Raw genomic sequence first — 23,389 nt, forward strand, 5'->3', positions numbered from 1 at the left:
CTTTTCGAATGGCATTGATACGGTCTAAGATAGCCTGTTTATATGGCGTTAAGAAAGTCCCTTCAATCCCAACTAGAGTAGTACCAGAAGAAGTACTAGTGACCTAAGAGTTTAAGATATTGTAGGATTGACCATTGATTGCTTGAGTGGAAACCAGCCTATCATTAGTGGCTACTGATTGTGATGTAACAATTCCTACCCCAAGAAGTGATAGAGCTGAAATCGTTGCAAGTGTGAACTTTTTAGCTTTGGTGTCCATTTCGTGTCCCCTTATTTTTTATTATATAGTTATTTAGTTTTAAAAAAGCGTTCCAAACATTCAAAAATAGTTGGGACTTCCCTTAATAAATCTGTTACTTTCTTTTTCAAGATAGCCCAAGCTTGCTCAATAGGATTCAAATCCGGTGAATATGGCGGTAGAGGTAAGAAAAAGTGTTTATCTTGGATGCAGAGTTCATCCAAAATGTTCTTGGGATCAAAACTAGCATTGTCCATGATAATAACATGAGGTGTTTTCAAAGCAGGTAGGAGTTGCATTTTGAACCACTCCACAAAGAAATCGCTTGTCATGCTGTTCGTGTAAATCATGGGAGCTATAAACTCTCCGTCTACTTGTCCTGCAACAATTGAAGTTCGCTCAAAACGACGTCCGCTAATCTTTTCATAGACTTTCTCCCCTCTAGGAGCCCCTGCATAAGGACGATAGAGATAGCGGTCGATTCCTGTTTCATCAATATATACGATTGGTAAATCGTTTAGGTTATCCAAAATATCAAGAAACTCAGCGACTTTCTCTGGGTCTTGTTCCTTAAAGCTCGTCATCTTTTTTTGAAGTGACCTTCATCTGCTTTAAAGCTGCCCATACTGAAGGGATAGCACAATCAAAATGTGCCGCAATTTCCCGTAAAAAAGCATCTGGATGAGCCTCTACAAAGGATTTCAATTCCTCTAAAGGAATCTTTCGGTTTTTGACGACTCGCTTTTTCCTCTCTAAGTGTCCTTGTTCACGTAAGTTCTTTTTCCATGTGAAGAGAGTTCTGACGCCGACATCAAAAACCTTGGCTGCCTCGACATGGCTGTGCCCCCTCTTTGATGTAATCTAATGCTCGCTGTTTAAAATCTGTACTACATGCATAGCTTTATTATAACATGCTTGTTTGAAACTAAGCGACTATAAAATATTAGCAATAAGCTTATTTAGAGATTTTAATATAGGAGGTGAAAAATATAGAGCAACAAACTTTTATATCTATACTTTTGTTGAGAACTTAGAAAGTATAGGAGATAAACCGTCACAATGGAACTCTGATTTGAATCATTTACTCAATGAAGAGGGTATGTATCTGAATAAAGAGGCTTTGATTCATTTTGAGTATAATGAATCAGAAAAAAATATTGTATTATAAATAGGAAAAGGAGATAAATTATCATGGAAATTAATCAAGTAATCATTAACATTTCTGCTAGACATGTTCATTTAAAGAGGGAACATTTAGATATTTTATTTGGTGAAGGATACCAACTAAACAAGTTAAAAGATTTGTATCAGCCTGGTGAATTTGCTGCTGAAGAACAGGTTACAATTCAGTCGGCATCTGGCGAGATTAATCGTGTCAGGGTATTAGGACCAATTCGTCCTTATACACAAGTTGAGGTTTCTAAAACAGATTCTAGATTATTAAAGATAACTCCACCAGTACGTACTTCGAGTGAGATTGAAAACTCTTCACCGATTACCATTATAGGACCTAATGGAAGAGTTAATTTAGATGAAGGGTGCATTATTGCTAATAGACATATTCACTTTGCCACAGAAGAAGCTGAGGAAATGGGTCTTAAAAATGGAGATATAGTTTCTGTTGAAGTAAAAAGCGAAAAAAGTGCTACTTTGCATGATGTTCATTGCAGAGTGAGTGATAAATATAGATTGGAAATGCATATTGATACTGATGATGCGAATGCACTTCTTTTATCAGGAGGTGAGATTGGCACGATTATAAAAGAGTAGAAATGGAGATTATCGAAAGTTGATTAAGGCATTAATAATTAGAAATTTTCAAATGTATACTAGATTTTTTCCAGTAGCTCTATTCCTGAATCGATTGTTAGATGCCATTTTTCAGCTTTTAGGGTATTGGTTAATTGCTCATTATCTTTTTAATAACAAATTAGTAGTTAGTCAAGTAGAAGTGATTGATTATTTTACTTTCGCTGCTGCTGGGATGCTTTACTACAATGTTGCTGTTGCTATTTTGATGAATGTAGGGCGTTCATTGATGGTTGAGGTTCGAGAGGGAACCTTGGAAAGTTTATTTATAACTCCATATAGTATTTTCAGCTATTATATAGGCGTGTTCATTGAACAGCTTGGAAGAACTTTTATGGAGTTTTGTTCACTTTTTATTATTTCTATTTTGCTCGGTGCAAAGTTCATGGCAACTCCAATATCCTATTGGCTGTTGAGAGTTATGTTGTTATTGTTTTAATATCATTTTCTATGAGTGTTTTTGTTGCTAACATAATGCTCTGGTTAAGAGATACATTTATAAGTCAGAATACGTTATTTATTTTGATATTTTTAGTATCTGGTGTTACATTTCCTAGGACAGTGCTTCTTGATTTTCTAAAATGTGTTGGTGATTTATTACCAATTACTTATGGCTTAGAGATAGTTAGACTAATATCTTCTGGAGATTTGGAATCGCTTCAACTATGTCTATTGATTTTTAAAGTTTTACTTCTCTCATTAGTTTTTATTGTGATTGGCTTGCTCAGTTATAAAAAGATGGAGAAGAAAGTGATCGAATATTTAACAATTTAGGAGAATTCCGATGTTAGAAGTAAAAAATGTATCTAAAAGTTATCTTACAAAAACGAAGATTAATTTACTAAAAAGAAAAAGTAAGCTATTAATAATGTTTCATTAAAAATTCCAAGAGGAAAAATAATTGGAGTTTTAGGAGAAAATGGGGCAGGCAAAACAACCTTAATAAAAATGATGACAACGCTTCTAAAACAAGATTCAGGAGAAATTACAATTAATGGAATTGATATTAATGATAATTTAAAGGATACTCGAAGTAAAATCAATGTTATAAGTGATGGAGAGAGAAATCTTTTTATATGGTCTAAAATTGATACTTCAATTTCATATGACCACTTATTGAGAAAATTAACATCTGAATATGATGTATCAGAGAAAAAAGCAGATAAAGACTTGAAAAGAATTATTAACCAATTTAGTGAACTTGAGTTTGTTTCAGTTAAGGGAGGTTAATGTTGCTTTTTCTGAAATATATTTAATGCTTATATCGAAAATACTTAGAAAAGTCTTGAAGTTTTGTGGCTCTTTATCAACTTGTAGTGGGGTGATGAAAAGAGTGGTTAATACTAGACATACTTCAAAAAGCATTGTACGATAGTAACATGAAATTAGCTAAACAAGAAATCACCTTTCTCTTTAAAGACCTTACTAAGCCTCTAACACAAAGTCTTCCAATCGTTCTGCTTTGTTTGATGGGAAAATCCTATCAAGAGATGATAGAGCGTCTAGACTGTAGTTTGGTGAAATTTAAAGAAGGATGAGGAGTTAGGTTCGGACTCTCTCCTTCAAGAAAGACGTGGTGGTTGTAACCACGTTTATATGACAGTCAAGGAATAGATAGTTTTCCGGTCATTTGAAAACTTCAGAGGAAGAGGAAGTTGTTACAGTAGATTTCCTGCAAAATCTAGATTGAATTGTAATAAAAATGAATTCATTGCTTATAACGTACCGGACTAGGATATACAGGCCGTTGTAGGACAAGTGTTCTAGAGATTGTTTCTCAGGAGGTTTAGTGATACTCCATTTCTTCAGTCCTATCAAAAGGAGATTAGTCGTTCCTACACAGGTGATGCTTTCTGTCAACTGTTGAAGCGACATAGCTGGCGCACTGTTGCCCTAGATCCTAAGAAAGCAGGCGCTCAAACCATTGCCGCGTCTAAACATCCCATCTCTATTCAAGAAGGTAAGAAAACGCTTTAAAGATAGTAGATGCTTTCGTAAGCTTGGGTTCATGCATCAAAGATGAGGCTGGTTTCGGATAGGCAGTAAACTAGGATCTTGTTAGCCACCTAAAGGAATAGGTCCTCCTGTCCATAGTCATTCCGTGCATGAATTCTCTTACTGTTAGAGAGCTGTTGATGCTTATAGAGGAGCATCCTTTTTCCTGCTTGCCGGAGGATGCCATACTGAATGGAGGAAAGCTTGTTTACAAGAACTGTCACAGGCCTATCCAACTGATTTTATTTTACTAGTCATGGATCATGCCCTAGGGCATCCATCAAGTAGCTTAACTATTCCAAATCATATTGGCTTTCCCTTTATTCCCCCATACAGGCCAGAGATGAATCCTATTGAACAGATGCAGAAAGAGCTTGGTGAAGGTGGCTTCCAGAATAAAGCATTTCAAACCTTGGAAGCTGGCATTGATACATTTCAAGAGATCATACAAGGATTAGAGAGGAGTGTTGTAAAGTCCATCGTTAAAAGAGAATGAACCAGAATGCTTTTTGAAAATAGATATGAGTATTAGTTGAACTGCCCTATGCCGAACGGCACCTACGGTGGTGTGAGAGGGACTAGTCTTAGCCCCTACTCGATTCAATCTGTACCCACACAATTCTTCTTTTTTTATCTTGTGATTCACTCTGTTCTATTTTAAAATGAAATGGTAGCTACCAATATAAATGATGAGGATAAAACAAATGACTGAAAATCGTTATGAATTAAATAAAAATTTGGCACAGATGCTCAAAGGTGGGGTTATCATGGACGTTCAAAATCCTGAACAGGCTCGTATTGCAGAGGCTGCTGGTGCGGCTGCTGTTATGGCTTTGGAGCGGATTCCAGCTGATATTCGTGCAGCTGGTGGTGTTTCCCGTATGAGTGATCCAAAGATGATTAAGGAAATCCAAGAAGCGGTTAGCATTCCAGTGATGGCTAAGGTTAGAATCGGGCATTTTGTTGAAGCTCAGATTTTAGAGGCTATTGAGATTGACTATATCGATGAGAGTGAAGTTTTATCTCCAGCTGACGATCGTTTCCATGTGGACAAGAAAGAATTTCAAGTACCTTTTGTCTGTGGAGCTAAGGACTTGGGGGAAGCCTTGCGTCGTATCGCTGAAGGTGCTTCCATGATTCGTACTAAAGGAGAACCGGGTACAGGAGATATTGTCCAAGCTGTTCGCCATATGCGTATGATGAATCAGGAAATTCGCCGTATTCAAAACCTACGCGAGGACGAACTTTATGTTGCTGCCAAGGAATTGCAAGTCCCTGTAGAATTGGTTCAATACGTCCATGAACATGGGAAATTGCCAGTTGTAAACTTCGCAGCTGGAGGCGTTGCAACGCCAGCAGATGCTGCACTTATGATGCAATTAGGGGCAGAGGGTGTATTTGTCGGTTCAGGTATTTTCAAGTCAGGAGATCCTGTTAAACGAGCGAGTGCCATTGTTAAGGCTGTGACTAACTTCCGTAATCCTCAAATCCTAGCTCAAATCTCTGAAGATTTAGGAGAAGCCATGGTTGGTATCAATGAAAATGAAATCCAAATTCTCATGGCAGAGAGAGGAAAATAGATGAAAATCGGAATATTGGCCTTGCAAGGTGCCTTTGCAGAACATGTAAAAGTGCTAGAAAAATTAGGAGTCGAGAGTGTTGAAATCAGAAATTTAGAGGATTTTCAGAAATCTCAGAGTGACTTGTCGGGTTTGATTTTGCCTGGTGGTGAGTCTACAACCATGGGCAAGCTCTTACGAGATCAACATATGATGACTCCTATAAGAGAAGCTATTTTATCTGGTTTACCAGTCTTTGGAACTTGTGCGGGCTTGATCCTGCTGGCTAAGGAAATCACTTCTCAGGACGAGAGTCATCTTGGAACAATGGATATGGTGGTCGAGCGCAATGCCTATGGACGCCAACTAGGAAGTTTCTATACGGAAGCAGAATGTAAGGGAGTTGGTCAGATTCCAATGACCTTTATCCGTGGTCCAATTATCAGCAGTGTTGGAGAAGATGTAGAAATTCTAGCAACAGTTGATAATCAAATCGTTGCAGCCCAAGAAAAAAATATGTTGGTAACTTCTTTTCATCCAGAATTGACTGATGATGTGCGCTTGCACCAGTACTTTATAAATATATGTGAAGAAAAAAGATAGTAAAAAAGCGCAAAAAATCACTTCCTGTGCTATACTATAATTGAAATTTTTTTAGTTTTTGCGTTAGAAATGTTTCCTCAGTCCTAGCGCCTTTTCTTTTTGATAAGTATGCTTGGTGGAGAGTAGTTTGTAAATGATTCTGAAGATCTTATGAGCACAAGCAATGACGGCTTTCATATTGCTTCCTCTTTAGGAAATTCGATTATAAAACTCTAAGCAGGCTCTGCCTGCTTAGAGTTTTACATGTAATAAACAATGGCGATGTATTGGAGTGCGGACGCAGCTAGGATAAAGAGATGCCAAATCATGTGGAAATAAGGTTTTTTCTTGGCGTAAAATCCAGCCCCAACTGTATAAGAGAGTCCGCCAGTTACCATGAGACTCCAGAAAATTGGTGTCGTTTGACTGATAATGGCAGGAATGATAGCCAGAACCAACCAGCCCATAATCAGGTAAAGAGCAAGGCTAAATTTTTCATTGACTTTTTTAGCAAGGATTTTATAGAGAATACCAAAGATGGTCGTTCCCCATTGGATAGCAATAATCAGATAGCCAAACCAGTTATTCATCAAGGTTAAGACGACTGGCGTATAAGAGCCTGCGATAGCCACATAAATCATAGAATGGTCAATAATTCTCAAGACGTATTTGTGGGTCGAACCATAGGCCATAGAGTGGTAAATGGTGGATGAGAGGAACATGAGAAAGAGACTGATAACGAAAATGGAAACGCCGATAGAGGATAAAAAGCCATGTGCTTCGTAACTATAGGTGGATGAAATAGGGAGTAAGATGAGCATGATGACTGCACCCACAGCATGGGTCACACTATTAGCAATCTCTTCTCCGAAACTGAGTTGTTTGCTGAGTTTAAGACTAGTGTTCATTGGATTACCTCCTCTTGAGTATGATGGATTAAGGCTAGGGTTTGATGATAGAGTTTAACGGTTTGGCAGCTGGTTTGGATGATAGGGTTAGCTGGGTCAATTCCTTGGTTCATGTAGTTCACAAAAGCATCGTAGAGTTGCTCTGAACTTGCTTGACTTTGTAGAGTATTCAGTGTCTGAGCGATTTCTTGAATCGAAAATACAGACTTGAGGGTTGTGATAGCAATCAGACGGGCAATCTGTTGACGTTGGTATTTTTTCTTGTCAGGTTTTGTCAGGTAACCATGTTTGACATAATTGTTAACCATAGATGCTGTCAGGCCTTTGTCTTTATCAGGAGAGATAGGGGCACAGACCTGATTGACATAGAGTAAAACCTGGTCCAGATAGAGGTCAATATTTGGAATTTCTGCCCATTTTGGGTAGGAAAAGGTAGTTTTCATTTTCAACTCCTTTTTATCTAGTTTTAATAACTAGATTATAAAATAACAAAAACAGAAAGTCAAGTTTTAACTGCTTGTAGAAAGACTTAAATTATGCTAGGATGGGAGAAACTAGTCAGAAATGAGGAGAAAAGATGGAGATTCGTTTAGCTTTTCCAAATGAAGTAGATGACATCATGCAAGTGATGGAGGATGCTAAAAAATGTTTAGCGGATGCTGGTAGTGACCAGTGGCAAAATGGTTATCCAAATGCTGATATTATTATTGAAGATATTATCTCAGGTCAAGCCTATGTAGCCTTGGAAGAGGGAGAACTACTAGCCTATGCTGCTGTGACCAAGAGTCCAGAGGCAGCCTATGAAGCCATTTATGAAGGCAACTGGCAAGTTGGGGAGTCAGAGTACCTAGTCTTTCACCGTATTGCTGTGGCAGCAGATGTGCAGGGACAGGGAGTTGCTCAAACCTTTTTAGAGGGCTTGATTGAAGGTTTTGATTATCTAGATTTTCGCTCAGATACGCATGCTGAAAACAAAGCTATGCAGCATATTTTTGAAAAACTCGGTTTTAAACAGGTTGGTAAGGTTCCAGTTGATGGCGAACGCTTGGCCTATCAAAAATTAAAGAAATAATGCAAAAGAAGTATGTAAAAATCCTCTACTCCTCACCAATTGGTATTCTATCACTTGTAGCTGATGACCATTATTTGTATGGAATTTGGGTTCAGGAGCAGAAGCATTTTGAGAGGGGACTAGGAGATGAAACGATAGAAGAAGTTGTTAGTCATCCTATTTTAGACCCAGTTATTGCTTGCTTAGATGATTACTTTAAAGGCGAGCCTCAGGATTTATCCAACTTGCTCTTGGCGCCAATTGGAACAAATTTTGAAAAGAGAGTTTGGTCCTATTTACAGGGAATTCCTTATGGTCAGACAGTGACCTATGGACAAATTGCTCAAGACCTGCAAGTGGCTTCTGCTCAAGCAATTGGTGGAGCAGTGGGACGCAATCCTTGGTCTATCCTAGTACCTTGTCATCGTGTGTTGGGAGCAGGCAAGCGTCTGACAGGCTATGCTGCAGGAGTGGAAAAGAAAGCTTGGCTCTTGGAGCATGAAGGAGTAGATTTTAAAGATAGAAACAAATAGAAGGAGAAGCACATGTTAGAATTTATCGAATACCCCAAATGTTCAACTTGTAAAAAAGCAAAACAAGAATTAAATAAATTAGGTGTGGACTATAAAGCCGTCCATATCGTGGAAGAAACACCTAGCCAAGAAGTCATTTTGAATTGGCTGGAAACCTCAGGGTTTGAATTGAAGCAATTTTTTAACACCAGTGGAATCAAATACCGTGAATTAGGGTTAAAAGATAAGGTAGGAAGTCTGTCAAACCAAGAAGCAGCTGAGTTGCTAGCAAGCGACGGCATGTTGTTAAAACGGCCAATTTTAGTAGAAAATGGAACTGTTAAACAAATCGGTTATCGAAAACCTTATGAAGAATTGGGATTGAAATAGTTTTTACTTATCTCTCTGATAGATAAAATATATAACCTCCCTGTTTTAAAGTATGATAAACTAGTAGGTAGACAAAGACTGTATCTGACCGTAGCAAATAATTTCATTGACGGCAGAAGTATGGTAGAATGAATCATTATCAGGAGAGGATGTTTTTATGAATGTTACAACGATTTTAGCATCAGATTGGTATCAAAACTTGATGCAATTGATTCCGGATGGCAAGCTTTTTAGCTTGCGTTCGGTCTTTGATGGAATTCCGAGAATTGTTCAACAACTTCCAACAACGATTATGTTGACAATTGGTGGTGCCTTTTTTGGCTTGGTTTTGGCGCTTCTTTTTGCCATTGTGAAGATCAATCGTGTCAAGATTTTATATCCCTTGCAGGCCTTCTTTGTTAGTTTCTTAAAAGGGACACCGATTTTAGTGCAGCTCATGTTGACCTACTACGGAATTCCTTTGGCTTTGAAAGCTCTCAATCAGCAATGGGGAACTGGTCTCAATATCAATGCGATTCCAGCCGCTGCTTTTGCGATTGTCGCCTTTGCCTTTAATGAGGCAGCTTATGCTAGTGAAACCATTCGTGCAGCCATTCTCTCAGTTAACCCTGGTGAGATTGAGGCGGCACGCAGTCTGGGTATGACCCGAGCGCAAGTTTATCGACGAGTGATTATTCCAAATGCAGCAGTTGTGGCAACTCCAACCTTGATTAACTCCCTCATCGGCTTGACCAAGGGAACTTCCCTAGCCTTTAGTGCGGGTGTTGTGGAAGTCTTTGCCCAAGCTCAGATTTTGGGTGGTGCCGATTATCGTTATTTTGAGCGCTTCATCTCCGTTGCTCTTGTTTATTGGGTAGTCAATATCGGAATTGAGAGCCTTGGTCGTTTCATCGAGAGAAAAATGGCTATTTCTGCACCAGATACAGTGCAAACAGATGTGAAAGGAGACCTTCGTTAATGATTAAGATTTCGAATTTAAGCAAATCCTTTTCAGGACAGACTGTCTTGGATCATCTGGACTTGGATATTCAAAAAGGGGAAGTTGTAGCCTTGATTGGTTCTTCAGGAGCTGGAAAATCAACCTTTCTTCGCAGTCTCAATTATCTTGAAACACCTGATAGTGGCTCGATTCAGATTGATGATTTCTCGGTTGATTTTTCTAAAATCACTCAAGAAGAAATCCTTGCCCTACGTCGCAAGTTATCTATGGTATTTCAGCAGTTTAATTTGTTTGAGCGCCGTACAGCACTTGATAATGTGAAAGAAGGCTTGGTTGTTGTCAAGAAATTATCTGACCAAGAAGCGACTAAGATTGCCAAGGAAGAGTTGGCTAAGGTTGGGCTTTCTGATCGTGAAAACCATTACCCTCGCCATTTATCAGGTGGACAAAAGCAACGGGTTGCCTTGGCGCGTGCGCTTGCTATGAAACCAGATGTCTTGCTCTTAGATGAACCAACTTCAGCCCTTGACCCAGAATTGGTCGGTGAAGTAGAGAAGTCTATTGCAGATGCTGCTAAGTCAGGTCAGACCATGATTTTGGTCAGTCATGACATGTCCTTTGTAGCCCAAGTGGCTGATAAGATTCTCTTCTTAGATAAGGGGAAAATCATCGAGTCTGGAACACCAGATGAGATTATCCACCATCCTAAAGAAGAGCGGACAAAAGAATTCTTCGCTAGTTACAAACGGACTTATATTTGATATAATAGATAAAGAAAAACTCAGTTAGCTGGACTAGCTGAGTTTACTCTTTAAAAAAGATAGAAATGAGAGAAATCATGCTACTGCAACTATTTTCTTTATATTTCGAGAGTTTGATCTTAACCACCATCCTCGTCCTGATTTTTTTAGGAATTTGGATTGGACTGAGAGCCATGTCGGGAGTTGATAAGACAGCCAAGGCTCGCCAAGCCCATCTCTATGATATGATTATGATTGGGGTCTTGGTTGTTCCAGTATTATCCTTTGCGGTTATGAGTTTAATTCTTGTTTTCAAGGCATAATCCTTGCGTGATTGACAAGAAAGAGTTAGAATAAAGATAGTTACAACAAGAAAGAAGGAAACTATATGTACGATACTATTATTATCGGTGCTGGACCTGCAGGGATGACTGCAGCCTTGTATGCTGCTCGAAGCAATTTGAAAGTAGCTTTGATTGAAGGTGGTCTGCCAGGTGGTCAGATGAATAATACATCTGATATCGAAAATTACCCAGGATATGCTAATATTAGTGGACCTGAATTGGCAGAAAAGATGTTTGAACCGCTTGAAAATCTCGGTGTTGAGCACATTTATGGATATGTTGAAAATGTCGAAGACCATGGTGATTTTAAGAAAGTGATGACTGATGACCAAACATATGAAACACGTACAGTTATCGTAGCAACTGGTTCTAAACACCGTCCTTTGGGAGTGCCTGGAGAAGAAGAACTGAACAGTCGTGGTGTTTCTTACTGTGCTGTGTGTGATGGTGCTTTCTTCCGTGACCAAGATTTATTGGTAGTTGGTGGTGGAGATTCAGCTGTTGAAGAAGCCCTCTTCTTGACTCGTTTTGCTAAGACTGTTACCATTGTTCACCGTCGTGACCAACTTCGTGCCCAAAAGGTTTTACAAGATCGCGCCTTTGCCAATGAGAAAATCAGCTTTATATGGGATTCTGTAGTAAGGAAAATCAAGGGTGAAAACCGAGTAGAATCAGTCGTATTTGAAAATGTGAAAACAGGTCAAGTGACAGAACAAGCCTTCGGTGGTGTCTTTATCTATGTTGGATTGGACCCTCTTAGCGATTTTGTTAAAGAATTGAATATCCAAGATCAGGCAGGATGGATTGTGACAGATAACCACATGAAAACTGCAGTCGACGGTATCTTTGCAGTTGGAGATGTTCGCTTGAAAGACCTTCGCCAAGTAACAACAGCAGTTGGAGATGGAGCTATCGCTGGTCAAGAAGCCTACAAGTTTATCACAGAACATAGTTAATCAGTAACCGTTTCCAATCAGATGACTGGAAACTTTTTTATAGTCTATTTCGGAAAACTTCGTACATGAGAATGGCTGCAGCAACACTGGCATTGAGGCTTTGAACATGTCCATTCATCGGAATGGTAATCATTTCATCGACCTGTTTTTTGATGTTGCTAGAGATGCCTTTTCCTTCATTTCCGATGATGAGGGCGATTTTCCCTTTTGTATTCCACTTGTGGCAAGGAGTACCGTTCATATCCGTTCCAAAGGTCCAGAAGCCTTCATCCTTGAGTTTATCTAAGGTTTGACTGAGGTTTGTCACTCGGGCAATTGGAACGTGTTCAATAGCACCTGTGGCTGTTTTGGCAACGACAGGAGTTACTCCGACAGCACGGTGCTTGGGAATGATGACACCTGAAACATTGGTCGCATCGGCTGTTCGCAAGATAGAACCCAGATTATGGGGATCAGTTAGACCATCTAGAATCAATAGAAGTGGATTTTCTTCTTGGCGTGTTTTTGCAAGGATGTAATCTAGCTCGCTATAGGCAAATTCAGACACTCGTAGAACAAAACCTTGATGAACAGCACCTTCAGTCATCTCAGAGAGAGATTTTTTTGATGTCCAAGAAATGGACACCTTCTTTTCTGTAGCTAGTTCCTTGACTTTCTCAACATTCTTACCTCGGAGATCTTCTTGGAGGTAGAGTTTGTTTCCTGTATTTGCAAGGAGGGCTTCGGTAACGGCGTGGACACCATAGACAATATCATTTGTTTTCATGCCTCTATTATAACACAAAACCCCGTCTTGCAACGGGATTTTCTTTATTCAAGAATCAGTAAACCATCTTTAACTGCAAATGGGTCTTTTTCATTGATGCGATCGTAAAACATGATACCGTTAATGTGGTCAATTTCATGCTGAACAACAATGGAGTTGTAGCCTTTGAGTTTGATACGGTGTTTTTCTCCATCTTTGTCAAAGTAGTCAACAGTAACGCGGGCATGGCGAACAACATAGCCAGGCACGTTACGGTCAACAGACAGGCAACCTTCTCCTTCGCCAAGAGCAGCATCTTGAACAGAGTGAGAGACGATTTTTGGATTGTACATAATGGCTTCCAAATCGTAGGCTTCCTGTGGAGTTTCGCCTTCTTCAACAATATTAGGTACCAAAACAGCGATAATGCGTTTTGAGATATCTAACTGGGGAGCAGCCAGTCCAACACCACCGCGGAGTCCCATTTTTTCAGCCATGACAGGATCTTGGGAATGTTTAAGGAATTGCATCATCTTTTCGCCTAGGATGATTTCCTGGTCAGATAGGGGGAAAGTGACTTCCTCAGCAACCGTGCGTAGAGTAGGATTCCCTTCACGGATAATATCGTTCATATCAATTAAGTGAGCAGCTTTTGTAATACGTTCTATTGCAGACATTTTCTCTCCTTATATTATGTTTAGTGCAGTTAGCTACTGCCAAAGCCCAAGTGGTATACTTGGAATAAGCCACTGTGGATTAGTTCATTTCCTCTACATGATATCACAAAATGACAAGAATTGAAAGCATTATGGCATTTAGGATTTATAGAAAATAGATAGGAAGTTCAATTCATACTCAATGAAAATCAAAGAGCAAACTAGGAAGCTAGCCGCAGGTTGCTCAAAAAACTGTTTTGAGGTTGCAGATAGAACTGACGAAGTCAGCTCAAAACACCGTTTTGAGGTTGTGGATAGAACTGACGAAGTCAGTTACATATATACGGTAAGGCGACGCTGACGTGGTTTGAAGAGATTTTCGAAGAGTATCAATTGTGAAAGAAATCCTTATCTGTGTTATAATAAAAAGAAAAGGCTTGCATAAGAAAGTAGGGAGAATGAAGATGAAAAGAAGACAAAATCGGAATCAGGGTGGTTTAGCTTTTCGTTTTATGAAGGGCTTGGTAAACTTTTTTAGGAGTTATCGCAGGTGGAGCAATAAAGGATTTGTGGCGGTACTCTTGCTAGCAGTTGCCTTATCAATGGGCTTGGTCTTGTTGTTTGAAAGTTTCCAAGGAATCCCTTTAACCAGTCAAAAACGAGATACTATTTCTCAAGAGGGGACTAAGCAAAAGTCTCAGGAGCAGGAAGAGGAAAAATCTGCTAGAATTATGGCCAACGGAGATTTGCTCTACCACGATGGACTTTTCTTTTCAGCTAAAAAAGAAGACGGTACCTATGACTTTCATGAGAATTTTGAGTATGTGACACCTTGGCTTAAGCAAGCAGATTTAGCTATTGGTGATTTTGAAGGAACCATCAATAAGGATCATTATTTAGCGGGTTATCCTCTCTTTAATGCTCCTGCTGAAGTTATGGATGCCATTAAGGATGCAGGTTATCATGTGCTGGATTTAGCTCATAATCATATTTTGGATTCGCAAATTGAGGGAGTTATTTCAACGGCCGATATTATTGAAAAAGCTGGAATCACTCCAATCGGAGTTTATACGCATGAACCACGTGATCAGGCTCCGTTGGTCATTAAGGAAGTGAATGGCATCAAGGTTGCTCTTTTGGCCTATTCCTATGGATTCAATGGAATTGAACGGTATATTTCTCAGGAAGACTATAATCGTTATCTTTCAGATTTAAACGAAGATAAGATGAAGGCTGAAATTGAACGGGCAGAGAAGGAAGCAGATATCACCATTATCATGCCTCAGATGGGTGTGGAGTATCGATTGGAACCAACTGAGGAACAAAAAGCTCTTTATCACAAGATGATTGATTGGGGGGCGGATATTATCTTTGGAGGGCATCCTCACGTTGTGGAACCATCTGAAACGGTTGAAAAAGATGGAGACAAGAAACTCATTATCTATTCAATGGGGAACTTCATTTCCAATCAACGGATTGAATCTATGGGAGATGAAGAAAATGCTAAGTGGACTGAACGTGGCGTTCTCATGGATGTAACCATTAAGAAGAAGGATGGAAAAACAACTATCGGAACAGCTAAAGCTCATCCTACTTGGGTCAATCGAACACCAAAGGGAACCTTTTCACCAGAAGGCTATCCTTTATATCATTATCAAACCTATATCTTGGAAGATTTTATCGAGGGTGGCAGTCATCGTGACCAGTTAGATGAAGCGACTAAGGAACGAATTGATACAGCCTATAAAGAAATGAACGAACATGTGGGATTGAAGTGGGATTAGCTTGAATAGACTTCCTGCGAAACAAAATATGGTAGAATAGTTCTATGAATTATGAAGCAAGTAAACAACTAACTGATGCACGATTTAAGCTCCTGGTTGGTGTTCAGCGCACGACTTTTGAAGAGATGTTAGCTGTATTGAAAACAGCTTATCAAGGTAAACACGCAAAAGGGGGACGAAAACCTAAACTAAGCCTAGAATACCTTCTTATGGCGACTTCAATATGTGCGAGAATACCGCACTTATGAACAAATTGCGGCTGATTTTGGTATTCAGGAAAGCAACTTAATCCGTCGGAGCCAATGGGTTGAAGTAACTCTTGTTCAAAGTGGTTTTACGATTTCAAGAACTCCTCTCAGTTCTGAGGACACGGTAATGATTGATGCGACGGAAGTAAAAATCAATCGCCCTAAAAAAACAATTAGCGAATGATTCTGGTAAAAAGAAATGCCACGCTATGAAGGCTCAGGCGATTGTCACAAGCCAAGGGAGAATTGTTTCTTTGGAGATCACTGTGAACTATTGTCATGATATGAAGTTGTTCAAAATGAGTCGCAGAAATATCGGACAAGCTGGTAAAATCTTGGCTGACAGTGCTTATCAAGGGCTCATGAAGCTATATCCTCAAGCGCAAACTCCGAGGAAATCCAGCAAACTCAAGCCGCTAACAGCTGAAGAGAAAGCCTGTAACCATGCGCTATCTAAGGAGAGAATCAAGGTTGAGAATATTTTTGACAGAGTATAGTAGATTGAAACTAGAATAGTACACCTCTACTTCTAAAACATTGTTAGAAATCGATTTGACTGTCTTGATCGATTTGTCCTGTTCTTATTTCATTTCACTATAAAAACGTTTAAAATGTTTTCAACAACCTATCGAAATCATCGTAAACGCTTCGGCTTACGAATGAATTTGATTGCTGGCATTATCAATCATGAACTAGGATTCTAGTTTTGCAGGAAGTCTAATAAAAGTAAAGGAAATCTAGTGCGAGTAAAAATTAATCTCAAATGCTCCTCTTGTGGCAGTATCAATTACCTAACCAGTAAAAATTCAAAAACCCATCCAGACAAGATTGAGGTTTTAAAGTATTGTCCCAAGGAAAGAAAAGTAACCCTACATCTTGAATCTAAGTAGATTTTATGGTAAAATAATAGGGATTGTAAGGAGTTTGATATGTATAACCTATTATTAACCATTTTATTAGTATTATCTGTTGTGATTGTGATTGCGATTTTCATGCAACCAACTAAAAACCAATCCAGCAATGTATTTGATGCCAGCTCAGGTGATTTGTTTGAACGCAGTAAAGCACGCGGTTTCGAAGCTGTGATGCAGCGTTTGACAGGGATTTTAGTCTTTTTCTGGCTAGCCATTGCCTTAGCATTGACGGTATTATCAAGTAGATAAGAAAATAATGGGCAGGACTAGGTCTTTGCCTCTTTTTGTTTTTATATTCTTCAAAAATCTCTTCAAACCACGTCAGCTTTCATCTGCAATCTCAAAACAGTATTTTGAGCTGACTTCGTCAGTTCTATTCACAACCTCAAAACGGTGTTTTGAGCAACCTGCGGCTAGCTTTTTAGTTTGCTCTTTGATTTTTATTGAGTATGAAAGGATGTTTGAGAAGGTTTTACAGTAAAAGAAAATTAAAAAATCTAGAAAGAAAATATGAAAGATAGAATAAAAGAATATTTACAAGATAAGGGAAAGGTGACTGTTAATGATTTGGCTCAGGCTTTGGGAAAAGATAGTTCCAAGGATTTTCGTGAGTTGATTAAAACCTTGTCCCTAATGGAAAGAAAGCATCAGATACGCTTTGAAGAAGATGGTAGTCTGACATTAGAAATTAAGAAAAAACATGAGATTACCCTCAAGGGGATTTTTCATGCCCATAAAAATGGCTTTGGCTTTGTTAGTCTGGAAGGCGAGGAGGACGACCTTTTTGTAGGAAAAAACGATGTCAACTATGCTATTGATGGTGATACCGTTGAGGTAGTGATTAAGAAAGTCGCTGACCGCAATAAGGGAACAGCAGCAGAAGCAAAAATTATTGATATCTTAGAACACAGTTTGACAACTGTTGTAGGTCAAATCGTTCTGGATCAGGAAAAACCTAAGTATGCAGGCTATATCCGTTCGAAAAATCAGAAAATCAGCCAACCCATCTATGTTAAGAAACCAGCCCTTAAACTGGAGGGAACAGAAGTTCTCAAGGTCTTTATCGATAAATACCCAAGCAAGAAACATGATTTCTTTGTCGCGAGTGTTCTCGATGTGGTGGGACACTCAACAGATGTCGGAATTGATGTTCTTGAGGTCTTGGAATCAATGGACATTGTATCCGAGTTTCCAGAAGCTGTTGTCAAGGAAGCAGAAAGTGTGCCTGATGCTCCGTCTAAAAAGGATACGGAAGGTCGTCTGGATCTAAGAGATGAGATTATCTTTACCATCGATGGTGCTGACGCCAAGGACTTGGACGATGCGGTGCATATCAAGGCCTTGAAAAATGGAAATCTGGAGCTTGGTGTTCACATCGCAGATGTTTCCTACTATGTGACCGAGGGGTCTGCCCTTGATAAGGAAGCTCTTAACCGCGCAACTTCTGTCTATGTGACTGACCGTGTGGTTCCAATGCTTCCAGAACGACTATCAAATGGCATCTGTTCTCTCAATCCCCAAGTTGACCGTCTGACCCAGTCTGCCATTATGGAGATTGATAAACATGGTCGTGTGGTCAACTATACCATTACACAAACAGTTATCAAGACCAGTTTTCGTATGACCTATAGCGATGTCAATGATATCCTAGCAAGCGACGAGGAAAAGAGACAAGAGTATCAGAAAATTGTTCCTAGTATCGAACTTATGGCCAAACTTCACGAAAGGCTAGAAAACATGCGTGTGAAACGTGGAGCCCTCAATTTAGATACCAATGAAGCCAAGATTTTAGTGGATAAACAAGGTAAGCCTGTTGATATCGTTCTTCGTCAGCGTGGTGTTGCCGAGCGGATGATTGAGTCTTTTATGTTGATGGCCAATGAAACAGTTGCCGAGCATTTCAGCAAGCTGGACCTACCTTTTATCTATCGAATTCACGAGGAGCCTAAGGCTGAAAAGGTTCAGAAGTTTATTGATTATGCTTCGAGTTTCGGTATTCGAATCTATGGGACTGCTAGTGAAATGAGTCAAGAGGCACTTCAAGATATTATGCGAGCAGTTGAGGGGGAACCTTATGCAGATGTATTGTCCATGATGCTTCTTCGCTCCATGCAGGAGGCTCGTTATTCGGAGTATAATCACGGGCATTATGGACTTGCGGCTGACTATTATACTCACTTTACTAGTCCGATTCGTCGTTATCCAGACCTTCTTGTTCACCGTATGATTCGTGATTACGGCCGTTCTAAGGAAATAGTAGAGCATTTTGAGCAAGTGATTCCAGAGATTGCGACCCAGTCTTCCAACCGTGAACGTCGTGCCATTGAGGCTGAGCGTGAAGTCGAAGCCATGAAAAAGGCTGAGTATATGGAAGAATACGTGGGCGAAGAGTACGATGCGGTTGTGTCCAGCATTGTCAAGTTTGGTCTCTTTGTTGAATTGCCAAACACAGTTGAAGGCTTGATTCACATCACAAATCTACCTGAATTTTATCATTTCAATGAGCGTGATTTGACTCTTCGTGGGGAGAAATCAGGAACAACTTTCCGTGTAGGTCAGCAAATCCGTATCCGAGTTGAAAGAGCCGACAAGATGACGGGTGAAATTGACTTCTCTTACATCCCAAGTGAGTTTGATGTGATTGAAAAAGGCTTAAAACAGTCTAATCGTAGTGACAGAGGGCGTGGTTCAAATCGTCGTTCAGATAAGAAGGAAGATAAGAGAACATCAGGACGCTCAAATGATAAGCGCAAGCATTCACAAAAAGACAAGAAGAAAAAAGGAAAGAAACATTTTTACAAGGAAGTAGCTAAGAAAGGAGCCAAGCATGGCAAAGGGCGAGGGAAAGGTCGTCGCACAAAATAAAAAGGCGCGCCACGACTATACAATCATAGATACGCTAGAGGCAGGGATGGTTCTGACTGGAACTGAAATCAAGAGTGTACGAGCTGCTCGAATCAATCTCAAGGATGGCTTTGCCCAAGTAAAAAATGGAGAGGTCTGGTTGAGCAATGTCCATATCGCTCCTTACGAAGAGGGCAATATCTGGAACCAAGAACCAGAACGTCGTCGTAAACTCCTGCTCCATAAAAAGCAAATCCAAAAGTTGGAACAAGAGACTAAAGGGACAGGAATGACCCTGGTTCCTCTTAAAGTCTATATCAAAGACGGTTATGCCAAGCTTCTTTTAGGTTTAGCTAAAGGGAAGCATGACTACGATAAGAGAGAGTCTATCAAACGTCGTGAGCAAAACCGCGACATCGCGCGCGTGATGAAAGCTGTTAATCAGCGATAAAAAGAGGAATTGAAAATGGAAAAATTAGTTGCCTATAAACGCATGCCTTTGTAGACTAAAGAAACCATGCCTGAAGCTGTTCAGCAAAAGCACAATACAAAAGTTGGGACTTGGGGAAAATTACTGTCTTGAAGGGAGCTCTCAAGTTTATTGAATTGACAGAAGAAGGGGAAGTTCTAGCTGAACACCTCTTTGAAGCAGGGGCAGATAATCCCATGGCACAACCACAAGTCTGGCACCGAGTGGAAGCTGCCACAGATGATGTGGAATGGTACTTGGAATTTTATTGTAAACCTGAGGATTATTTCCCTAAGAAATACAATACCAATCCTTTTCATTCAGAGGTTCTAGAGGCCATGCAGACAGTAAAACCAGGGAAAGCTTTGGATTTGGGTTGTGGTCAGGGGCGCAATTCTCTTTTTCTAGCCCAGCAAGGTTTTGATGTGACGGCTGTAGATCAAAATGACCTGACCCTTGAAATCTTGCAAAGTATTGTGGAGCAAGAAGATCTGGACATGACTGTTGGTCTTTACGATATCAATTCAGCTAGCATTGGGCAAGAATATGATTTTATCGTATCAACTGTTGTTCTCATGTTTCTACAAGCAGACTGCATTCCAGCTATTATTCAAAATATGCAGGAGCAAACCAGTGTTGGTGGCTATAATCTTATCGTTTGTGCTATGGACACGGAGGATTATCCTTGCTCAGTGAACTTCCCATTCACCTTTAAAGAAGGGGAATTGGCAGACTATTACAAGGATTGGGAATTGGTTAAGTACAATGAAAATCCAGGCCATTTGCACCGTCGCGATGAAAATGGCAATCGTATTTAACTACGCTTTGCGACCATGCTAGCCAAGAAAATCAAATAAAAATGAATGAAGATTAGGAATTTTCCTGATCTTTTTTCTTTTTTACGAATAATATAGAAAAGGAGGGAAATCATGTTTGTTGCGAGAGATGCTAGGGGAAAATTGGTAAATGTGTTAGAGGATAAGCTTGAGAAGCAAGCATACACCTGCCCAGCTTGTAGAGGTCAGCTTCGTTTGCGTCAAGGACCAAGTGTACGGACCCATTTTGCCCATAAATCCTTAAAAGACTGTGATTATTCCTCTGAAAATGAAAGTTCAGAACATCTGGCCAATAAGGAATCACTTTATCACTGGTTGAAAAAAGATTCAGAGGTTCAATTAGAATACCTGCTTCCAGAACTTAAACAGATTGCGGATGTGTTTGTAAATGGCAATCTAGCTTTAGAGGTTCAATGTAGTCCCTTGCCACAAAAAGTTCTTAAAGAGCGCAGTGAGGGTTATCGTAGCCAGGGTTACCAAGTACTGTGGCTACTGGGAGAAAAACTTTGGCTCAAGGAGCGTTTGACTCGTCTGCAACAAGGTTTTCTCTATTTTAGTCAAAACATGGGCTTTTATGTTTGGGAAGTAGACAAGGGAAAGCAGATTTTAAGGCTTAAATATCTCATACACCAGGATCTTCGAGGTAAACTCCATTATCAAATCAAGGAATTTCCCTGTGGTCAAGGTAGTCTACTGGAGATATTACGTTTTCCCTATAAGAAACAAAAAATATCTCATTTTACAGTTTCTGAGGATAAGGACATCTGTTGTTATATCCGGCAACAACTGTACTATCAAAATCCCATTTGGATGAAAGAACAAGCAGAAGCCTATCAAAAGGGAGAAAATGTCCTGACTTATGGGCTGAAAGAATGGTATCCACAAATTCGACCACTAGTAGGTGATTTTTGCCAAATTGAGAAGGATTTGACCAGCTATTATCAGTATTTTCAAATCTATTACCAAGAAAATCCTCAAAATGATTGGCAAAAGCTTTATCCACCAGCCTTTTATCAGCAATATTTCTTGAAAAATATGGTAGAATAGAAAGGATGGAGGAATCTAATGGTATTACAAAGAAACGAAATAAATGAAAAAGATACATGGGATCTATCAACGATCTACCCAACTGACCAGGCTTGGGAAGAAGCCTTAAAAGATTTAACAGAACAGCTGGAGACAGTAGCCCAGTATGAAGGCCATCTCTTGGATAGTGCGGATAGCCTACTCGAAATTACTGAATTTTCTCTTGAAATGGAACGCCAGATGGAGAAGCTTTACGTTTATGCTCATATGAAGAATGATCAGGATACACGTGAAGCTAAGTATCAAGAGTACTATGCCAAAGCAATGACACTCTATAGTCAGCTAGACCAAGCCTTTTCATTCTATGATCCTGAATTTATGGAAATTAGTGAAAAGCAGTATGCTGACTTTTTAGAGTCTCAACCAAAATTGCAGGTTTATCAACACTATTTTGACAAGCTTTTGCAAGGAAAGGATCATGTTCTTTCACAACGCGAAGAAGAATTATTAGCTGGAGCTGGAGAAATCTTTGGTTCAGCAAGCGAAACCTTCGCTATTTTGGACAATGCGGATATTGTGTTCCCTTATGTCCTCGACGATGATGGTAAGGAAGTTCAGCTATCTCATGGGACCTACACACGTTTGATGGAGTCTAAAAATCGTGAGATTCGCCGTGGGGCCTATCAAGCCCTTTATGCGACTTACGAACAATTCCAACACACCTATGCTAAAACCTTGCAAACCAATGTTAAGGTGCAAAACTATCGTGCTAAAGTTCGCAACTACAAGAGCGCTCGTCATGCAGCCCTAGCGGCTAATTTTGTTCCAGAAAATGTTTATGACAATTTGGTAGCAGCAGTTCGCAAGCATTTGCCACTCTTGCATCGTTACCTTGAACTTCGTTCAAAAATCTTGGGAATTTCAGATCTCAAGATGTACGATGTCTACACACCACTTTCATCTGTTGAATATAGTTTTACCTACCAAGAAGCCTTGAGAAAAGCAGAAGATGCCTTGGCAGTCTTGGGTGAGGATTACTTGAGCCGTGTTAAACGTGCCTTCAGCGAGCGTTGGATTGATGTTTACGAAAACCAAGGAAAGCGTTCAGGTGCCTATTCTGGTGGTTCTTACGATACCAATGCCTTTATGCTTCTTAACTGGCAGGACAATCTGGACAATCTCTTTACTCTTGTTCATGAAACAGGTCACAGTATGCATTCAAGCTATACTCGTGAAACGCAACCTTATGTTTACGGAGATTATTCGATCTTCTTGGCTGAGATTGCCTCAACGACCAATGAAAATATCTTGACGGAGAAATTATTGGAAGAAGTGGAAGACGATGCAACGCGCTTTGCTATTCTCAATAACTTCCTAGACGGTTTCCGTGGGACAGTTTTCCGCCAAACTCAATTTGCTGAGTTTGAACACGCGATTCACCAAGCGGATCAAAATGGTGAAGTCTTGACAAGCGATTTCTTAAATAAACTCTATGCTGACTTGAACCAAGAGTATTATGGTTTGAGTAAGGAAGACAATCCGGAAATCCAATACGAGTGGGCTCGGATTCCACACTTCTACTATAACTACTATGTATACCAATATTCAACAGGCTTTGCGGCGGCCTCAGCCTTGGCTGAAAAAATTGTCCATGGTAGTCAAGAAGACCGTGACCGCTATATCGACTACCTCAAGGCAGGTAAATCTGACTATCCACTTAATGTCATGAGAAAAGCTGGCGTTGATATGGAGAAGGAAGACTATCTCAACGATGCCTTTGCAGTCTTTGAACGTCGTTTGAATGAGTTTGAAGCCCTTGTTGAAAAATTGGGATTGGCGTAAG

27 protein-coding genes and 5 pseudogenes are annotated in these 23,389 nt (G+C 39.8%); 26 read left to right on the forward strand and 6 right to left on the reverse strand.

Annotation, left to right across the window (positions count from 1 at the left end; translation table 11 throughout):
• Window positions 1–103: 103 nt before the first annotated feature.
• Both SPPN_RS13875 and SPPN_RS13880 read right to left on the reverse strand, forming a co-directional pair.
• On the reverse strand, window positions 104–259 hold the full coding sequence (locus SPPN_RS13875) for a hypothetical protein (protein ID WP_000379812.1): 156 nt from the start codon (window positions 257–259) through the stop codon (window positions 104–106).
• Window positions 260–288: 29 nt separating this feature from the next.
• A pseudogene (locus SPPN_RS13880) lies at window positions 289–1,094 on the reverse strand (IS630 family transposase).
• Window positions 1,095–1,157: 63 nt separating this feature from the next.
• Here SPPN_RS13880 and SPPN_RS12780 point away from each other — a divergent pair.
• The 8 genes and pseudogenes from SPPN_RS12780 (at window position 1,158) to pdxT (ending at window position 6,204) form a co-directional block, all read left to right on the forward strand.
• Entirely contained in the window at window positions 1,158–1,406 is a 249-nt protein-coding gene (locus tag SPPN_RS12780) for a hypothetical protein (protein WP_148255716.1), read from the forward strand.
• A gap of 23 nt (window positions 1,407–1,429) precedes the next feature.
• Complete coding sequence (gene pduL / locus SPPN_RS04745; RefSeq protein WP_000405172.1) at window positions 1,430–2,008, forward strand: phosphate propanoyltransferase; 579 nt, start codon at window positions 1,430–1,432, stop codon at window positions 2,006–2,008.
• Window positions 2,009–2,027: 19 nt separating this feature from the next.
• Window positions 2,028–2,486: a hypothetical protein gene (locus SPPN_RS13885; RefSeq protein WP_212750464.1), complete on the forward strand. Its 459-nt coding sequence runs from the start codon at window positions 2,028–2,030 to the stop codon at window positions 2,484–2,486.
• 461 nt (window positions 2,487–2,947) lie between these two features.
• Complete coding sequence (locus SPPN_RS04755) at window positions 2,948–3,277, forward strand: ATP-binding cassette domain-containing protein (RefSeq protein WP_230554368.1); 330 nt, start codon at window positions 2,948–2,950, stop codon at window positions 3,275–3,277.
• A 215-nt stretch (window positions 3,278–3,492) separates the two neighbouring features.
• Window positions 3,493–3,658 (forward strand): annotated as a pseudogene (locus SPPN_RS13890) (IS630 family transposase); the annotation flags it as partial.
• Between the two features lie 195 nt (window positions 3,659–3,853).
• Window positions 3,854–4,538 (forward strand): annotated as a pseudogene (locus tag SPPN_RS13895) (transposase); the annotation flags it as partial.
• A 208-nt stretch (window positions 4,539–4,746) separates the two neighbouring features.
• Window positions 4,747–5,622, forward strand: a complete 876-nt coding sequence (gene pdxS / locus SPPN_RS04765) for a pyridoxal 5'-phosphate synthase lyase subunit PdxS (protein ID WP_000138526.1) — start codon at window positions 4,747–4,749, stop codon at window positions 5,620–5,622.
• Window positions 5,623–6,204: a pyridoxal 5'-phosphate synthase glutaminase subunit PdxT gene (gene pdxT, locus SPPN_RS04770; protein WP_000689964.1), complete on the forward strand. Its 582-nt coding sequence runs from the start codon at window positions 5,623–5,625 to the stop codon at window positions 6,202–6,204. It begins immediately after the preceding gene.
• 239 nt (window positions 6,205–6,443) lie between these two features.
• Here pdxT and trhA read toward each other — a convergent pair whose 3' ends face one another.
• Together trhA and SPPN_RS04785 are read right to left on the reverse strand one after the other, a co-directional pair.
• Window positions 6,444–7,091: a PAQR family membrane homeostasis protein TrhA gene (gene trhA, locus SPPN_RS04780; RefSeq protein ID WP_001097999.1), complete on the reverse strand. Its 648-nt coding sequence runs from the start codon at window positions 7,089–7,091 to the stop codon at window positions 6,444–6,446.
• Window positions 7,088–7,534, reverse strand: coding sequence for a DUF1836 domain-containing protein (locus SPPN_RS04785; protein ID WP_000858721.1), 447 nt, complete (start codon window positions 7,532–7,534; stop codon window positions 7,088–7,090). Before SPPN_RS04785 ends, trhA begins: the two co-directional genes overlap by 4 nt.
• A 134-nt stretch (window positions 7,535–7,668) precedes the next feature.
• Between SPPN_RS04785 and SPPN_RS04790 the strand changes: the two genes are divergently transcribed.
• The 7 genes from SPPN_RS04790 (at window position 7,669) to trxB (ending at window position 12,024) form a co-directional block, all read left to right on the forward strand.
• Window positions 7,669–8,163: a GNAT family N-acetyltransferase gene (locus tag SPPN_RS04790; RefSeq protein ID WP_000405855.1), complete on the forward strand. Its 495-nt coding sequence runs from the start codon at window positions 7,669–7,671 to the stop codon at window positions 8,161–8,163.
• On the forward strand, window positions 8,163–8,675 hold the full coding sequence (locus tag SPPN_RS04795; RefSeq protein WP_001170342.1) for a methylated-DNA--[protein]-cysteine S-methyltransferase: 513 nt from the start codon (window positions 8,163–8,165) through the stop codon (window positions 8,673–8,675). Before SPPN_RS04790 ends, SPPN_RS04795 begins: the two co-directional genes overlap by 1 nt.
• Before the next feature lie 12 nt (window positions 8,676–8,687).
• Window positions 8,688–9,044 carry an arsenate reductase family protein gene (locus tag SPPN_RS04800; RefSeq protein ID WP_000889082.1) on the forward strand — a complete coding sequence of 119 codons (357 nt, stop codon included), beginning with the start codon at window positions 8,688–8,690 and terminating at the stop codon, window positions 9,042–9,044.
• Window positions 9,045–9,201: 157 nt separating this feature from the next.
• Complete coding sequence (locus tag SPPN_RS04805; RefSeq protein WP_001103446.1) at window positions 9,202–10,002, forward strand: amino acid ABC transporter permease; 801 nt, start codon at window positions 9,202–9,204, stop codon at window positions 10,000–10,002.
• Window positions 10,002–10,745, forward strand: coding sequence for an amino acid ABC transporter ATP-binding protein (locus SPPN_RS04810; RefSeq protein ID WP_000590965.1), 744 nt, complete (start codon window positions 10,002–10,004; stop codon window positions 10,743–10,745). Before SPPN_RS04805 ends, SPPN_RS04810 begins: the two co-directional genes overlap by 1 nt.
• Window positions 10,746–10,822: 77 nt before the next feature.
• A complete protein-coding gene (locus SPPN_RS04815; protein WP_000926599.1) occupies window positions 10,823–11,047 on the forward strand; it encodes a DUF4059 family protein in 225 nt (74 codons plus the stop codon).
• Window positions 11,048–11,112: 65 nt separating this feature from the next.
• Window positions 11,113–12,024, forward strand: a complete 912-nt coding sequence (gene trxB / locus SPPN_RS04820) for a thioredoxin-disulfide reductase (protein ID WP_000272313.1) — start codon at window positions 11,113–11,115, stop codon at window positions 12,022–12,024.
• A 37-nt stretch (window positions 12,025–12,061) separates the two neighbouring features.
• Here trxB and rlmB read toward each other — a convergent pair whose 3' ends face one another.
• A complete protein-coding gene (gene rlmB, locus SPPN_RS04825) occupies window positions 12,062–12,790 on the reverse strand; it encodes a 23S rRNA (guanosine(2251)-2'-O)-methyltransferase RlmB (RefSeq protein ID WP_000855753.1) in 729 nt (242 codons plus the stop codon).
• A gap of 44 nt (window positions 12,791–12,834) precedes the next feature.
• The gene (gene def / locus SPPN_RS04830) at window positions 12,835–13,446 is read right to left on the reverse strand and encodes a peptide deformylase (RefSeq protein ID WP_001272961.1); all 612 of its coding nucleotides are present in this window, start codon (window positions 13,444–13,446) and stop codon (window positions 12,835–12,837) included.
• A gap of 181 nt (window positions 13,447–13,627) precedes the next feature.
• On the opposite strand from def, the gene SPPN_RS13900 reads away from it, so the two are divergent.
• The 11 genes and pseudogenes from SPPN_RS13900 (at window position 13,628) to pepF (ending at window position 23,388) form a co-directional block, all read left to right on the forward strand.
• On the forward strand, window positions 13,628–13,786 hold the full coding sequence (locus tag SPPN_RS13900) for a hypothetical protein (protein WP_044012115.1): 159 nt from the start codon (window positions 13,628–13,630) through the stop codon (window positions 13,784–13,786).
• A 103-nt stretch (window positions 13,787–13,889) separates the two neighbouring features.
• Window positions 13,890–15,209 (forward strand): CapA family protein, encoded by a 1,320-nt coding sequence (locus tag SPPN_RS11995; protein ID WP_000830202.1) that lies wholly within the window; start codon window positions 13,890–13,892, stop codon window positions 15,207–15,209.
• A gap of 44 nt (window positions 15,210–15,253) precedes the next feature.
• Window positions 15,254–15,951, forward strand: a pseudogene (locus tag SPPN_RS12000) (IS5 family transposase); the annotation flags it as partial.
• A gap of 105 nt (window positions 15,952–16,056) precedes the next feature.
• A pseudogene (locus tag SPPN_RS12790) lies at window positions 16,057–16,161 on the forward strand (IS5/IS1182 family transposase); the annotation flags it as partial.
• A 36-nt stretch (window positions 16,162–16,197) separates the two neighbouring features.
• Complete coding sequence (gene rpmG / locus SPPN_RS04865; protein ID WP_001809104.1) at window positions 16,198–16,347, forward strand: 50S ribosomal protein L33; 150 nt, start codon at window positions 16,198–16,200, stop codon at window positions 16,345–16,347.
• A 39-nt stretch (window positions 16,348–16,386) separates the two neighbouring features.
• Entirely contained in the window at window positions 16,387–16,620 is a 234-nt protein-coding gene (gene secG, locus SPPN_RS04870) for a preprotein translocase subunit SecG (RefSeq protein WP_000282517.1), read from the forward strand.
• A 261-nt stretch (window positions 16,621–16,881) separates the two neighbouring features.
• Window positions 16,882–19,236, forward strand: coding sequence for a ribonuclease R (gene rnr / locus SPPN_RS04875; RefSeq protein ID WP_000654904.1), 2,355 nt, complete (start codon window positions 16,882–16,884; stop codon window positions 19,234–19,236).
• Window positions 19,199–19,666 (forward strand): SsrA-binding protein SmpB, encoded by a 468-nt coding sequence (gene smpB, locus SPPN_RS04880; protein ID WP_001051744.1) that lies wholly within the window; start codon window positions 19,199–19,201, stop codon window positions 19,664–19,666. Before rnr ends, smpB begins: the two co-directional genes overlap by 38 nt.
• A 110-nt stretch (window positions 19,667–19,776) precedes the next feature.
• Complete coding sequence (tehB, locus tag SPPN_RS04885; RefSeq protein WP_044012118.1) at window positions 19,777–20,502, forward strand: SAM-dependent methyltransferase TehB; 726 nt, start codon at window positions 19,777–19,779, stop codon at window positions 20,500–20,502.
• Window positions 20,503–20,613: 111 nt separating this feature from the next.
• Window positions 20,614–21,567, forward strand: coding sequence for a competence protein CoiA (locus tag SPPN_RS04890; protein WP_000495917.1), 954 nt, complete (start codon window positions 20,614–20,616; stop codon window positions 21,565–21,567).
• Between the two features lie 18 nt (window positions 21,568–21,585).
• Window positions 21,586–23,388, forward strand: a complete 1,803-nt coding sequence (gene pepF / locus SPPN_RS04895; protein WP_000244148.1) for an oligoendopeptidase F — start codon at window positions 21,586–21,588, stop codon at window positions 23,386–23,388.
• The last annotated feature ends 1 nt before the right edge of the window (window position 23,389 follow it).

Source organism: Streptococcus pseudopneumoniae IS7493, from assembly GCF_000221985.1.
GTDB classification, from domain to species: domain Bacteria; phylum Bacillota; class Bacilli; order Lactobacillales; family Streptococcaceae; genus Streptococcus; species Streptococcus pseudopneumoniae.